This window comes from Occultella kanbiaonis (genome assembly GCF_009708215.1).
Lineage (GTDB): Bacteria > Actinomycetota > Actinomycetes > Actinomycetales > Beutenbergiaceae > Occultella > Occultella kanbiaonis.
Window position 1 is genome coordinate 2,734,365 of sequence record NZ_CP046175.1, and the last position, 14,200, is coordinate 2,748,564.

General features: G+C 70.2%; 14 protein-coding genes. 12 read left to right on the forward strand and 2 right to left on the reverse strand.

Translation table 11 applies throughout. The features are described 5' to 3' along the window. Positions 1-59 precede the first annotated feature (59 nt). The 6 genes from GKS42_RS12615 (at position 60) to GKS42_RS12640 (ending at position 6,466) form a co-directional block, all read left to right on the forward strand. Positions 60-1,154, forward strand: a complete 1,095-nt coding sequence (locus GKS42_RS12615) for a DUF6585 family protein (RefSeq protein WP_154794140.1) — start codon at positions 60-62, stop codon at positions 1,152-1,154. Between the two features lie 108 nt (positions 1,155-1,262). Beyond that, positions 1,263-2,270: a siderophore-interacting protein gene (locus GKS42_RS12620; protein ID WP_154794141.1), complete on the forward strand. Its 1,008-nt coding sequence runs from the start codon at positions 1,263-1,265 to the stop codon at positions 2,268-2,270. A 77-nt stretch (positions 2,271-2,347) separates the two neighbouring features. Continuing rightward, positions 2,348-3,364, forward strand: a complete 1,017-nt coding sequence (locus GKS42_RS12625; RefSeq protein WP_154794142.1) for a FecCD family ABC transporter permease — start codon at positions 2,348-2,350, stop codon at positions 3,362-3,364. After that, positions 3,361-4,422 carry a FecCD family ABC transporter permease gene (locus tag GKS42_RS12630; protein WP_210769368.1) on the forward strand — a complete coding sequence of 354 codons (1,062 nt, stop codon included), beginning with the start codon at positions 3,361-3,363 and terminating at the stop codon, positions 4,420-4,422. Before GKS42_RS12625 ends, GKS42_RS12630 begins: the two co-directional genes overlap by 4 nt. A gap of 101 nt (positions 4,423-4,523) precedes the next feature. Continuing rightward, complete coding sequence (locus GKS42_RS12635; RefSeq protein ID WP_210769407.1) at positions 4,524-5,345, forward strand: ABC transporter ATP-binding protein; 822 nt, start codon at positions 4,524-4,526, stop codon at positions 5,343-5,345. A gap of 95 nt (positions 5,346-5,440) precedes the next feature. Further along, complete coding sequence (locus GKS42_RS12640; RefSeq protein WP_154794143.1) at positions 5,441-6,466, forward strand: ABC transporter substrate-binding protein; 1,026 nt, start codon at positions 5,441-5,443, stop codon at positions 6,464-6,466. A gap of 83 nt (positions 6,467-6,549) precedes the next feature. On the opposite strand, the gene GKS42_RS12645 is transcribed toward GKS42_RS12640, so the two are convergent. Further along, positions 6,550-7,284, reverse strand: coding sequence for a chloramphenicol phosphotransferase CPT family protein (locus tag GKS42_RS12645; RefSeq protein ID WP_154794144.1), 735 nt, complete (start codon positions 7,282-7,284; stop codon positions 6,550-6,552). A gap of 268 nt (positions 7,285-7,552) precedes the next feature. Here GKS42_RS12645 and GKS42_RS12650 point away from each other — a divergent pair, with 268 nt between their 5' ends. The 3 genes from GKS42_RS12650 to GKS42_RS12660 all read left to right on the forward strand — a co-directional run bounded on the left by GKS42_RS12650 (position 7,553) and on the right by GKS42_RS12660 (position 11,422). Next, positions 7,553-10,060: an HNH endonuclease signature motif containing protein gene (locus tag GKS42_RS12650; RefSeq protein WP_154794145.1), complete on the forward strand. Its 2,508-nt coding sequence runs from the start codon at positions 7,553-7,555 to the stop codon at positions 10,058-10,060. A 143-nt stretch (positions 10,061-10,203) separates the two neighbouring features. Continuing rightward, positions 10,204-10,797: a nitroreductase family protein gene (locus GKS42_RS12655; RefSeq protein ID WP_232848040.1), complete on the forward strand. Its 594-nt coding sequence runs from the start codon at positions 10,204-10,206 to the stop codon at positions 10,795-10,797. A gap of 175 nt (positions 10,798-10,972) precedes the next feature. Next, positions 10,973-11,422 (forward strand): nucleoside deaminase, encoded by a 450-nt coding sequence (locus GKS42_RS12660; protein WP_154794147.1) that lies wholly within the window; start codon positions 10,973-10,975, stop codon positions 11,420-11,422. Positions 11,423-11,462: 40 nt separating this feature from the next. Here GKS42_RS12660 and GKS42_RS12665 read toward each other — a convergent pair whose 3' ends face one another. Next, on the reverse strand, positions 11,463-12,065 hold the full coding sequence (locus GKS42_RS12665; RefSeq protein ID WP_154794148.1) for a hypothetical protein: 603 nt from the start codon (positions 12,063-12,065) through the stop codon (positions 11,463-11,465). A gap of 200 nt (positions 12,066-12,265) precedes the next feature. On the opposite strand from GKS42_RS12665, the gene GKS42_RS12670 reads away from it, so the two are divergent. From GKS42_RS12670 to GKS42_RS12680, 3 genes are all read left to right on the forward strand, one after another. Next, complete coding sequence (locus GKS42_RS12670; protein ID WP_154794149.1) at positions 12,266-12,655, forward strand: ArsR/SmtB family transcription factor; 390 nt, start codon at positions 12,266-12,268, stop codon at positions 12,653-12,655. Continuing rightward, positions 12,652-13,122, forward strand: coding sequence for an SRPBCC family protein (locus GKS42_RS12675; RefSeq protein ID WP_154794150.1), 471 nt, complete (start codon positions 12,652-12,654; stop codon positions 13,120-13,122). The genes GKS42_RS12670 and GKS42_RS12675 overlap by 4 nt, the downstream gene beginning before the upstream one ends. Before the next feature lie 227 nt (positions 13,123-13,349). Further along, positions 13,350-14,177 (forward strand): hypothetical protein, encoded by an 828-nt coding sequence (locus GKS42_RS12680; RefSeq protein WP_154794151.1) that lies wholly within the window; start codon positions 13,350-13,352, stop codon positions 14,175-14,177. Positions 14,178-14,200: the final 23 nt, after the last annotated feature.

The following is a 14,200-nucleotide window of genomic DNA, read 5'->3' on the forward strand; positions in this document are numbered from 1 at the left end:
GTCGTGGCAGGGCGTGGACGGTGAGTTCCAGAATGTGGATTGATCAGTACCATGCCGCGGTGACCACCAACGAGCAGAGCCCGACCGCCGCGGACACCGGGCAGCCCGAACGACCGAAGGACCCGTTGGCGGTCTTCCGCAGGTTCCCGACCGGCCTGGTCGTCTTCCTCGGCCTCATCGGCGCGGGCGGCGTGGCGCTGTTCCTCGCGAACAACGCCAAGGAGGTCCTGGCGACCTGTGGCAGCGACGGCGTGATGGTCGCGGGTGACATCTGCGAGACCAGGTCCCGTCGGAGCTTCAACACCACCACGTGGACCTACGAGGAGCGGCTGGAGTTCGCGCAGGCCCAGAACCTGGGTGCGATCGTCGCCGGCCTGGTGGTAGTCCTGATCGCCCTGATCGCGATCGGAGCGGTGGTCGTCAGGTGGCGCCGGGACGTCGCGGTCGCCAACCAGCTCGCGAGCCAACAGGCCCCGCTGACCGCCTTCGCCACCACGACCGGTCTCGTGACGGGCTTCCTCACCCTGGTGGCCGGGCTCCTCGGCGGCTTCGGCGCGTTCCTGGCCGTCAGTGCCTCCGGCGGCAAGGGCAGCCCCGCGGTCGGCCTCGTACTCGGTGGGCTGATGCTGGTCGCCGCGCTCGGGGTCCTGCTGGCCGGCCGGCCGAAGGGCTGCACCCTCGTCTGGGCCTACCCGTCGGCGGTGCGCGTCGTGACCGAGAGCCGGGTCCACGACGTGCCCTGGCGGGACATGCAGTACCTGTCCACGCTCGGCAAGGACCGCAGCGAGTGGCTGTCCTGGGCCGGCCGCAAGGGCACCCTCGGTATCGACGACAAGGAGTTCTTCGCCGTCATGCAACGCACCATCAACGGGGCGGTCGCCACCGACGTGCGGCAGCGTTTCGAGGCGGGCGACACGATCGACTTCGGCGACGTCAAGGTCAGCAGCAGCACGATCGCCCTCAAGAAGAAGCAATTCCCCGTGTCGGCCATCCGCGGCATCACGGTCATGCGGGACAAGAACGGCACCTATTACGAGTTCCGTGACCAGCAGATCAAGGTGGCGGGGTCCGTCGGCGTGCAGACCGTCGCCAACGCGGACGTGCTTTTCGATCTGCTGGCCAAGCGGCTGAACATCTCCTTCCTGAACAACTGAGGGCCCACCGGGGATCGGGCCGGGTCAGGTCCACCCCGACGCGCCGGCCGCCCTGGAGTGAATTAGCCAACATGGACGGCACGTATCTCGCGATGCTTTACTTAGGCAATGCTCACCTCTCTTCCCGATGCCGGCGCGCGCCCGGACGTCGTCAAGGATGACCGCCCGGCCTACCGTCCGTTCGCGGTGCAGGTGGCCGACATCCGCCAGTTGAGCCCGCACTTCCTCCGGTTGACGTTCACCGGGCCGGACGCGCACTGGTTCGGCACCGACCGCCAGGACCAGCGGATCAAGGTCCTGATCCCGGACGAGGACGGCAACGTCAGCGAGGTCGGCGCGGATGACCCCGAGGCCATCCTCGCCGGCACCTGGTACGAGACCTGGCGTGCCCTGCCCGAGGACGGCAGGTCGCCGTTCCGGACCTACACCGTCCGCGACGTCCGCCCCGAGCAGGGCGAGTTCGACGTCGACATGGTCGCCCATGGCGACGCCGGGCCCGCCTCGCGCTGGCTCGGCCGCGTGCAGGTCGGGGACCGGCTCGTGATCGTCGGACCGGATTCCCGGTCGAAGGACTCAGCGGTCGGCGCCGACTGGGCACCGGGAACCGCCTCCGAGCTCCTGCTCGCCGGCGACGAGACCGCCGCGCCTGCGATCTGCTCGATCCTGGAGACCCTCCCGGCCGGCCGGAACGCGCGCGCCTTCATCGAGGTGCCGACGCAAGCCGACGCGCTGGCCGTCGACCTGCCCGAGGGTGCCCGGATCACCTGGCTCGCCCGGGAGCAGCACGACCACGGTCACCTGCTCGTGCCCGCCGTGAGCGCCTGGGTGCAGGCGAACGCCGCGGTCGTCGACGACGCGCTCGCCGTGGTCCCGCAGGCGATGGACGACGTGGACGTCGACTCCGAGCTGCTCTGGGACTCGCCGGTGCTCCAGGTCCAGGCGATCGACGCGTGTGGCCGGGGCGAGCGGTGCGGTTCGGACTTCTACGCCTGGTTCGCGGGTGAGGCGTCGGTGATCAAGAGCCTGCGCCGGATCCTGGTCTCCGACGTCGGCGTCTGCCGGCGGCGGGTGGCCTTCATGGGGTACTGGCGTCAGGGCCGCGCAGAGGGCCAGTGAGTACGACCCACCCCAAGCCCACTGCTCGACCGGACACCGCAGGCGTCGCCGAGGCGACGCCTGCTCCGCCGAGCGCGATGAGCCGCACCCGCGGCACCCGCCTGCTCGGCCTGGCGGCCGCCGTCGGGCTCCTCGCCCTGACCGTCGCGGCCAGCCTCGCGTTCGGCAACCGCGACATCCCGCTCGACGTGGTGTTCGCCGCGCTCACCGACCGGCTGCCGGGTGACGTGCTGCACAACATCGTCTGGGACCAGCGGCTGCCGCGGACCTTCGTCGGCCTGCTCGTCGGTGCTGCGCTCGGCGTCGCCGGCACCCTGATGCAGGGCATCACCCGCAACCCGCTCGCCGACCCGGGCCTGCTCGGAGTGAACGCGGGCGCGTCGCTGTTCGTCGCGTTGGCGATCAGCGTGTTCGGCATCACGAGCCCGTCCGGGTACGTCTGGTTCGCGTTCGCCGGTGCGGCCGCGGCGGCCGCCGTGGTGTATGCGATCGGTGCGATCGGACGCGAAGGTGCCACGCCGGTCAAGCTCGCCCTCGCGGGTACCGCGCTGACCGCCGGGATCACGTCGATCATCACCCTGATCCTGATCTCCAGCACGGAGACCACGAACGCGTTCCGGTTCTGGCAGGTGGGTTCGCTCGCCTCCCGGGGGACCGGGACCTGGGGCCTGTCCTGGGTACTGCTCGTGCTGCTCGCCATCGGCCTGGCCCTGGCGCTGCTGTCCGGACGCTCCCTGAACCTGTTGGCGATGGGTGACGACCTCGCCCGCGGGCTCGGCGCGAACCTCGGCGTCGCCCGCGGCGTCGCGGCCGTCTCGATCGTGCTGCTCGCCGGGACGGCGACGGCGTTGGCCGGGCCGATCGTGTTCGTCGGCCTCGTGGTGCCGCACATCATCCGCCCGGTCATCGGCGGCGACTACCGCTGGATCCTCGTGTACTCGCTGTTCGTCGGGCCGGCGCTGCTGCTCGCGGCGGATGTGGTTGGCCGCGTCATCGCCCGCCCGGGTGAGCTCGAGGCCGGCCTGGTCGTCGCGCTGGTGGGCGCCCCGGTCATGATCGCGATCGTGCGCCGAGTGAAGCTGGCGGGGCTGTGAGCCGCGTCGAGCAGGTTGCCACGATCCCCGCCCCGACGGGCGTGCTGCGCGCCGCCCGGAACGAGGCCGCCGGCCGGGTCCGCACCATCACGCTCGTCCTGATCTGTCTCGCGGTTGGGCTCGCGCTGGCGACTCTCGTCTGGGACGGTCACGCCTCGGACCTGTGGAACCAGTTCCTCGGGATCTTCGGCGCCGGTAACGGCGACGGCGCCTTCACGATCACCAAGCTGCGCCTGCCCCGCGTGGTCCTGTCCGTCCTGGTCGGGGTCGCGTTCGGCCTCTCGGGTGCGCTGTTCCAGTCCGTGCTGCGCAACCCGCTGGCCAGCCCGGACATCATCGGCATCAGTGGGGGAGCGAGTCTCGCCGCGGCGTTCGGGCTGCTCGTGCTCGGGGTCGGCGGCATCGTGCTGTCGGTGTTCGCGTTCGCCGGTGCCATCGTGGTGGCGGCCGCGATCTACCTGCTCGCGTGGCGGGACGGAGTGTCCGGCTACCGGTTCGTCCTCATCGGGGTCGGCATCGCGTTCGCCGTGAACGCCGGGATCGGCTACCTGCTGACCCGGTCCGAGGTCAACGACGTCCGCTCGGCGCTGGTCTGGATGGTCGGCAGCATCGGGACGCCGCCCTGGCGCGACATCGCGGTCCTGGCCGTCGGGATGCTCGTGCTCGTCCCGCTGGTGGGGGTGAGCGTCGGGCGGCTACGAATCCTGCAGCTCGGCGACGAGACCGCCGGCGGGCTCGGCGTCTCGCCGGAGCGGGCCCGGCTCGCGGTGCTCGCCGTTGCCGTCGGCCTCGCCGCCGTGGCGACGGCGTTCGCCGGCCCGGTCGCGTTCGTCGCCTTCGTCTCGGCGCCGATCGCCCGCCGACTGCTGCCGACGGCGGGGCTCGCCCTGGTCCCGTCGGCGCTGGTCGGGACGGTGGTCGTCCTGGCGGCCGAGTTCACCGCGCAGAACGTGCTCGGGGCGCTCGAGGTGCCCGTCGGCATCGTCACCGGCATCATCGGCGCGCCCTACCTGCTGTGGCTGCTGGCCACCTCGAACCGTGGAGGACGCGGAGCGTGAGCATACTCAACACGACCACAGACCAGGGTGGCGCCGACCACGGCACCCATGGTCCGCCGTCGGGCAGGGAGCAGGGGAGCGAGCCGAAGGCGGAGCACACCCTGCTCGCCCAGGGCCTGTCGCTGGCGTACGACGGCGCGCCCGTGGTGCATGACCTCGACCTGGAGATCCCGCCCGGGAGGATCACCGTGATCGTCGGCGGCAACGGCTGCGGCAAGTCCACCCTGCTGCGCGGCATCGCCCGGCTGCTGCGACCCAGCGCGGGTGAGGTGCTGCTCGACGGCACCGCCGTGCACGACCGCCCTGCGAAGGACGTGGCCAGGATCATCGGGATCCTGCCGCAGAGCCCCACCGCGCCGGAGGGCATCACGGTCGCGGACCTCGTCGGCCGTGGGCGCTACCCGCATCAGGGGTGGTTCCGGCAATGGACGTCGACCGATGACGCCGTCGTGACCGCCGCGTTGGCGGCGACCGACACCCTGGAACTTGCCGCGCGCCGCGTCGAGGAGCTCTCCGGCGGACAGGCGCAGCGGGTCTGGATCGCGATGGCGCTGGCCCAGGACCCGGACATCCTGCTCCTGGACGAGCCCACCACGTTCCTGGACGTGACCCATCAGCTCGAGGTGCTCGACCTGCTGCACGAGCTGAACCGGACCCGTGGCGCCACGGTGGTCATGGTGCTGCACGACCTCAACCTCGCGGCCCGGTACGCCGATCACCTCGTCGTGATGCATGCGGGCCAGGTGCAGGCGATCGGCTCGCCCGCCGACGTGCTGACGCCCGAGCTCGTCGCGCAGGCGTTCAAGCTGCGCGCCCGGGTCGTTCCCGATCCCGTGTGCGGCTCGCCGATGGTGGTGCCGATCGGGCGCTTCCACGGCAGCGAGCCGGAGCTGGTTTTGCCACCACCCGCCGGCGCGCCTTAGGATAGGCACGCCTTACATCGGCCTGACTTCGATTGGTGCCTCTTCGGACGCCATCGTCATTTCCCCCAACACCCCTGATCCTCCTGAGGAGTCCCGTGTCTCGACGCCCGATCTACCTGGTGGCCGCCGCCACCCTGACCACCCTCGCGCTCGCCGCGTGCTCCGGCGGCGACGGGAGCGGCGACGACCCGACCGACGGCGGCAGCGCGGCCGGTGGGGACTGGGAGACCGTCACCATCGAGCACGCGCTCGGCACCACGGAGATCACCGAGGCGCCCGAGAACGTCGTCACGCTGGGCTGGGGCTCTACCGAGGCCGCCCTGGCACTCGGCGTGGTCCCGGCGGGCATCGAGGCGCAGACCTACGCCGTCAACGACGAGGGCCTGCTGCCCTGGGTCGCGGAGACCCTGGACGAGCAGGGCGCCTCGCCGACCATCATCCCGGCGACCGTCGAGGAGCCGGCGTACGAGGACATCGACGACCTCAACCCGGATCTGATCCTCGCGCCGTACTCGGGGATCACGCAGGAACAGTACGACCTGCTCAGCGAGATCGCGCCGACGGTGGCCTACCCGGACGCGCCCTGGACGACCCCCTGGCGTGAGCTGATCACGATCGTCGGCCAGTCCCTCGGGCTCGACGAGGAGGCCGCGACGGTCATCTCGGACCTGGACGCGGAGGTCGCCGCGGTGGCCGAGGCGCACCCGGAGCTCGAAGGGATCACGGTCGCGGCGGTCTGGGACATCGGCGGCACGTTCTACGTGTACAAGCCGGCGGACTCGCGGGTGGACTTCCTGCTCGACCTCGGTCTGGTGAGTGCGCCGTCGGTCGAGGCACTGGACTCCGGCGGTGACACGTTCGTGTACTCGCTGTCCTACGAGCAGACCGATCAGCTCGACGCCCAGCTCATCGTGAACTACGCGTCCACCGAGGCCGAGGTCGAGACGTTCCTGGCCCAGTCCTACGCCCAGGCCATTCCGGCCGTGCAGGCCGGCGCGATCGCGAACATCACCGGGGACGCCCTGATCGCGGCGATGTCCCCGCCGACCGCACTGTCCCTGACCTGGGGCCTCGAGGACTACGCAACGACCATCAGTGAGGCCGCCGCGAACGTGCAGTAGCACGGGCAGCGGTGGTAGCGGGTCTCGGCTGTTCGGGGGAACGGCCGGGGCCCGCTTCTGCGTTCCGGCGGGCTGGTCGCGGGTCAGGACAGGTCGAAGAAGGCCGACGGCGGTGGTGCGGCCGACGAGGTGGGCGCGGCCGGCTCTGGTGATGCGGCGGTTCCAGGCGGTGCTGCCGACGACAGGGGAGTCGCGGTCCGTAGACACGCCGCGATCCGCTCGGCGCACTCCTGCGGAGTGAGCTGGGAGGTGTCCAGCTCGAGGTCGTAGCGTCCGGGGGAGTGGACGGCGCGCTCCCAGCGCAGCACCGGGTCGTCGGTGCGGGCGCCGGCCGTGCTACCGGGCAAGCTCCCCGTGCCGCGCACGCCAGCCTGACCGCCGACGTCGGCCACCCCGGCGACACCGGTCCCGCCCCAGGTATCACGGCGGCGTTGGCGCACGACGTCCACCGGGCAGCGCACGCCCACGAAGAGCACGGGTAGGCCCTGCAGGATCTCTGCCGCTTCGCGCCGGATCGCGAGGGGCGCGGAGTAGTCATCGTGCAGGCCGACGTCGGTGACGACATTCAGACCCCGCTGGACATGCGCCGCGATCGACGCGAACATCGCGCGGTAGGCAGTCGCGACGTAGTCCTCCAGGTCGGGCCGCTCACCTCCGGGCCGCAACCCGATGCCGGGCTGGCGATTCGCGGGAGTCGCAGTCTGAAACACGTCGACGCCGAGATTGAGCCATACGCCATCGAGGCCGTCCTGGATCGCACGCGCGATCGATGACTTTCCGGATCTGGGAACGCCATTGAGGATGACGACCGTGCTCATCGGAACCTATCCGCGCTGAGGGCCATAGCCCCAACCTACGACATCTGCGCCGGCCTGCTATCGGCGCTGTGGATGGAGGGTCATCGGGGTGCTTCGGAGCCCGTTCTGGGGTCGGTTGGATGGGCTGATGTCCGTGTATCCACAACGGAAATCGGGGTCCTTGCGCTGTCGGTGGGACGTCCTAGAGTGGAGGTCAAGCAGTCAAACAGACGTACGAATGCCAGTCAGTGTTTCGGACCACTCGACGTCGATGGGGAGGTGAGCACACATGGACGACACCACCACCACGACCGGTGCTGGCGTATCGGGGGCGAGTGTGGCGCTCGCGTCCCGGATGCACCTGTCTCTGGCGGACCTGATGGCGGGGTCGCTGGAGGATCAGCTGATCGCGATCGAGGCCCTCACCCAGGGCATCGCGACCGCGGATCCGGTCACCGAGTCCGACCGGTACGGGTCCCGGTTCCTGGGCCACGCGGCGTTGCGGACGCACCTGATCACGCAGGCGTTGACCGGTGCCCAGCTGGACTGGATGGGCCTGGAGTCCGAGGCCGGGACCTGGGACACCAGCAAGGGGTTCCGGACCTACCCGCACTTCGTGGCCAAGACCTACGGCATCAGCGGTGCCAGCGCCCGCCGGATGTCGACCCTGGCCACCGGGCTACGCAACAGTCTGCCCGCGACCCGGACCTGGTTGCGGACCGGGAAGATCGGCATCGACCAGGCCCAGATCCTGCTCAAGGCCACCACCACCCAAGCCGCCGTCGACGGCCTGCAGTACCCCGCCACCCCCACCAACCCCAACACAGCCGAGGCGAGCACCGACGGCAGCACCAGCACCGACGGCAGCGATGGCACCGACGGCAGCGATGGCACCGACGGCAGCACCAGCACCGACGGCAGCGATGGCACCGACGGCAGCACCAGCACCGACGGCAGCGATGGCACGGACGTGACCGCGGCCAGCGACCCCACCGAGGGCGCCGAGGGCGCGACCGGCAGTGCCGATGCCAGCGACGAGGCCGACCCCACCGCGGCCCCCGACGCCGCGGGCGCTGCCGCCGCTGCTGGTGCTGGTCGGGTGCAGACGGTCGAGGAGTTCCTCCTCGCCAACGCCGCCACCCGCTCCCCGGAGGACCTGCGCAGGTTGGTCGATCACTTCGTCGCGATCGCCGACCCCGACGCCACCGACAAGGCCCACCACGCCGCCTCCGACCGCGAATACCTCAACATCGACCGCACCATGGACGGCTACCACCTCGCCGGATTCCTCACCCTCGAACACGGCCAATACGTACGCACCGCACTCGAAGCGATCATGGGCAAGCCCGCCGCCGGAGAGACCCGCACCTCCTCCCAACGCCGCGCCCAAGCCCTCAGCGACCTCGCCCACACCGCCCTGGACCACGGCAAAGTCGGCACCTCCGGATCCGTCCGCCCCCACCTCGGCGTCCTCATCAACTACCCCGAATTCCTCGACATCATCACCACCACCGAAACCACCCAGACCACCAGTGGATCCGGAACCGAGGAAGCCCCCGGGACCGAGGAAGCAGCCGGAGCCGAAGACTCGGCGACCGGCGAGGCGCCCGACGCAGCCGAGGCAGCCAGCCCGACGCCGCCCCCGCGACCGATCACCGAACCCCTACCCGGCCTGGACACCACCACCGACCCAACCGATGACCCGGCCGACCACAGCCCGCGCAGCAACGCCGGCCCGACCACAACGGACACGGCAGCCCGTCCGGCGAACGAGCCCGGCACTCCCGCGCAAGCACCCACCCCGGCGAGCACGACCACCCCGTGCGACCCTGCGCGCGAGCCCGGCGCTTCCGCGGAGGCGCCCACCCCGGCGAACCCGGCCACCCCGGCAGGCGGGCCCGGCGCTTCCGCGCAAGCGCCCACCCCGACGAACCCCGTCACCTCCCAGGACCCGGCGCACGAGCCCGACGCTCCGACACCAACGCCCACACCATCGAGCCCAGCCGCGCCAGGGCCCGGGACCAACGAACCCGTCGCCCCGGCGAAGACGCCCACCCCGACGGACCCGGCCACCCCGGCAGGCGAGCCCGGCACTCCCGCGCAAGCACCCGCCCCCTCGCCCACGTCGGAGGCCACCGGTCTGCCCGACTGCCAATCGCGGGCCGTCGGAGCACTCGGCCAACCCACCACCGACCCCAACGGCACCGCTACGCCCAGCACCAACAGCACCGCCCTGCCCGGCACCAACAGCACCGCCGTGCCCGGCACCAACGTCACGGCCCTGCCCAGCATCGCCGTGCCCGGCATCGCCGTGCCCGGCATCGCCGTGCCCAGCATCGCCGTACCCGCCGGGCGGGACTGGGCCGCGCTACTCGCCGCGGGACCTGCCACCTTCACCGACAACACCGGCCCCGTCCCCCGCGACCTGCTCGACCGCATCATCGGCTGCTCCGGCGAGACCTACCGCATCATCTTCGGACCCGACAACGAAATCCTCAACCACGGCCGAGCCCACCGCCTCTACACCGCCGCCCAACGCCGCGCCCTCATCGCCCGCGACCGCCACTGCGTCTACCACAACTGCACCGCCCCACCCGAACGCTGCGAAACCCACCACGGCACCAAACACTGGGCCGACGGCGGCAACACCGACCTCCACGACGCCGGCCTCGCCTGCTACTACCACCACCACTGGATCCACACCCACAACATCACCATGACCCGACACAACGGAAAATGGCACTTCTACCGACCCGACGGCACCGAAATCCACCCCACCAACCCGCCCTGGAACTGAGCGAGAGCGAGCGTCAGCAGCAGGCCGGTCTCGCTCGCCACGCCGGCGATGTTCGCGATGCGCGGCAGTTGCGTCGGATCCTTGACCCCCTGGCTCGGCGGCGCCGGATCACCGGGCATGATCATGCTATGGAGTTCTCAGAGGTGGTTCGCCGCCGCAGGATGGTGCGGTCCTTCACGGAAGAGGCGATCCCGGACGAGGCGATCGAGAGGATGCTGTCGAATGCGGTCCGGGCTCCGAGCGCCGGATTCAGCCAGGGGTGGGCCTTCCTCGTGCTCGACATGCCGGATGACGTCGCGACCTTCTGGCGTGTGACCACCCCGCCGGAACGTGCCGTTGACTCAAGTGCCTGGTTGAAGGGTATGCGGACCGCGCCCGCGATCATTGTGCCGATGGCCTCCGAGTCCATCTATCGCGACCGATACGAGGAGCGGGACAAGGGCGCTACGCCCCGAGACCAGCAGCATTGGGCGGCACCGTTCTGGCACATCGATACCGGCATGGCGTCGCTGCTGATCCTGCAGACCGCGGTCGACCTGGGTCTCGGAGCGTGCTTCTTCGGAATCCCGAAGACCGAGCACGAGGCGTTCCGGAGCACTTTCGGCGCACCGGCGACGTTCGAGCCGATCGGAGCGATCGCCGTCGGGCATCCCGCCCCTGACGACCGACCTGGGCTCTCGGCCCGGACGCGAAAGCGCAGACCGGACGCCGAAGTCGTACACCGCGGGCGCTGGTAGCCCGCACAAGGGTCAGCGCGGACTCCTGGAGTCGCGACAGGGAACATCGCGGCTGAGGTGTCGGCTATGAGGCGTGGCGTGTCGACGTCGTGGCGAGATCGCCGTGACGTCTGGTGGAGAATTGAACACCTCGACCGCGCCAGTTCGGTGAGGTCCCGCCTGCGAATGGAGCGTCATGTCCCTGTCGGATGGCGAGGGCCTCGCCCTTGCGCTCGAGGAAGCACGCGCAGGACGCGCCGAGGGTGGCATCCCGATCGGCGCGGCGCTCATCGCCGACGGCGAGATCCTCGCCGTCGGCCGCAACCGGCGTGTCCAACTCGGCAGCGCCATTCGCCATGGCGAGACCGACTGTCTCGAGAACGCTGGCCGGTTACCCGCGGCCGTGTATCGGCGGGCGACCATCGTGACCACGCTGTCGCCGTGCGACATGTGCACCGGAGCGATCCTGCTCTATGGCATCCCTCGGGTGGTCATCGGGGAGAACCGCACGTTCCTGGGAGGCGAGGACCTCCTGCGCGCCCGTGGGGTGGAGGTGGTGGTTCTCGACGACCCGGCTTGCACCGCGATGATGACGGACTTCATCGCCGCCGAACCGGCCCTGTGGAACGAGGACATCGGCGAATAGTGGCTTCGTGTCCGCGCCGGACGCTGAGCGTGGCGGTGACTCAGCGCAGGCCGGTCCTGGGAACCTGGACAGACCCGCCACTCGCAGTCGAGATGGCCTCCACGATGGTGTGCAGAGGGGTGTCCAGGGTGGTGACGTCGACGACTACGCCGCGCCCTCGCCGGTGGTGCCACTGTGCCCATCCGTGGAAGTACCGTGCCGGGCCAGGAAGCTCGGAGCTGACGCCGACGCGCAACCGCAGCACCATCGCAGGAGTCCGCAGCCAACCTCTCGCGGGCTGGACCTCGACCGCTTGAATCGTGTGCCACGCAAGGCGAAGCCGCGGCTTGCACAGCTCGATGTCGAGTCCGTTGATCACCAGGACGGGGCGCGTTCCGGTCCGGGACAGCCACGCCGCCAGCGTGGTCACGAACACCGCCAGGAGCACCAGGCTCGCCGCGAGCACGCCGGCCCCGATCGATCGGTTCCCGGAAACGATCAGGCCGACTCCGACACCGACCCAGGCAACGAGGACGATGCTCAGGAGGCTCACGCGTGGACGGTAGGTCGCGGTGACGGCCGCTGGCATGTTGCGCACCACGAGGTCGGTCCACGGCCCGGGCCGGGACGGTGGGTCCGGTGGCACCACCGGGGGCTGGGTCATGACCTGTCCTCCAAGGGTCGAGCTGTGCTGGCCCCCAGTGTTCGGGTTGGTCGCGGATAGTCGGGGCAGCCGCAACCGTAGCCGGACCGAACGGATGCCACGTTGACGATCGTTCCATCGGGGAGCAGACGACGATTGACGGCATTCACGAGACGTCCTATGGTAGTCAACCAAGTGATTGATCAACGAGGGATTTGATGATGGATGCTCGCGACGATCGACTGAACCGGGGCTTCATGGCCCTGGCCGATCCGGTCCGTCGTCAGATCATCGCTCGACTGAGTACCGGCCCGGCCACGGTGAATGATCTGGCCGCACCGTTCGAGATCAGCAAGCAGGCGATCTCCAAGCACATCCAGGTGCTGGAGCAGGCGGGTCTCGTGACCCGGACCAGGGACGCCCAGCGCCGTCCCGTGCACCTGGACGCCGCGGCACTGGAGTCCCTCACCGCATGGATCGACCGCTACCGCCTGCTCCACGAGCAGCAGTTCCGGTCACTCGACGCGGTACTGGCCGCGAGCGATGCGACCACCGGCGTCGCGGCCGTGGGGGACACGACAGAGTCCACATCCGAACTGGAGGAATCATGAGCAACGCAACCACCATCAGCGCACCCGCCGGTGTTCCCTTCATCGAGATCACCCGCGAGTTCGACGCGCCCGTCGACGCCGTCTATCGCGCCCACGTCGAACCGGACCTCATCAAGCAGTGGCTCGGGCCGCGTGGGTATGAGATGACGATCGACCGCTACGACGTGACCTCGGGCGGCGGGTACGCCTACACCCACGTCAACGGAGACGAGGCGTACCGCTTCCGCGGCGTCTTCCACACTGCCCGGGAGAACGAACTCATCATCCAGACGTTCGAGTACGAGGGGTTCCCGGACGCGGTCAGCATCGAATCGATGACTTTCGAGGCGCTCGAGGGTGGTCGCACCCGGCTGACCGGCCGCAGTGTCTACCCGACCCAGGAGGCCCGCGACGGCATGGTCGAGTCGGGGATGGAGTCCGGGGTCAACGACGGCTATGAACGACTCGACGAGCTTCTGGCCGGTTGACCGGCGGGCCATCCACTCGGCGCTGGTGGCGCGTCGCTCGGCGGCTCGAGATGGGCTCCGTCGCCCGCTGACGCGGTCGGCGCGATAGGCCACCGGCACCGCCTGTGGTGGCGCCCAGGTGGTTGGTGCCCGGGTACCCGAACCTCCCGGATCACCTACGCTGACAGGGCGCCCCAGCCACGAACGGCTGGGGCCCTTGCCCCCGCCCTCCCAACCCTGGAGATCAGATGTTCCTGCTCGGCCCCGGTCCCATTCCCGCCACCTCGGAGGAGCTCAGCCAGCGCCTGTCGGCGGGCCTGAGCGAACTGATGGGCCTGGGCGAGGACGCCCCGATCAAGGTTGCCGCAACGCTCGCGGACGATGGTTCCGTCCCCAGTGTGCAGATCGACCTCAGCGGGGCCCGGATTCGCACCAGGGGCTCTGACCGCAGCGAGCCGACGTTCACCGATCGCCAAGCCACCCTTCTCGGTGACCTGCAGATCCAGGGGTCGCCGATCACCGCCGAGGGGGTTCCGTTGAGCGCCTCGGCGCAGGTGCGCGACCTCCCGGTGGCGTGGCGGCACACCGCCGACGGCGTCCTGTGGCTCTGGCCTGATGAGGACACCGAGCGGGACGTCGCCCCCGAGGGTCACGCCGAGGCGAGCGCGATCATCGCGGACGTGACGGCGGCCCTGAAGGCGCGCGGCACCAGCGCCCTCGCCCGACGGGGCTTCACGCTCAAGGACCTGACCCTTGAGGTCAGGGCGACCACCTCGAAGTCCGCGACGCTGCGCGCCGAGGCCACCGTCGGAAAGTCGATCCTGTCAGCGAAGGCGATCCTGACCGGCGAGGCCTCGTTCGACGACACGTCCCGGATGACCGTGCGGAACCTGAAGCTGACCAGTGGGAACCCCTTGGTCGCCGCGCTGCTGTCGGTCGCGAAGCGTTACACCGACGAATGGGACGGACGCACGGTCGATCTGTCCCAGTACGCCTTCGCCGGGGCTCGGGTGCGCGACGTGTCGATCAGCACCGAGGGCGGCGTCGTCCGCCTGAGGGCGACCGCGGGCGCCTGACAGCAAGCCCCTGCCAGGCGGCA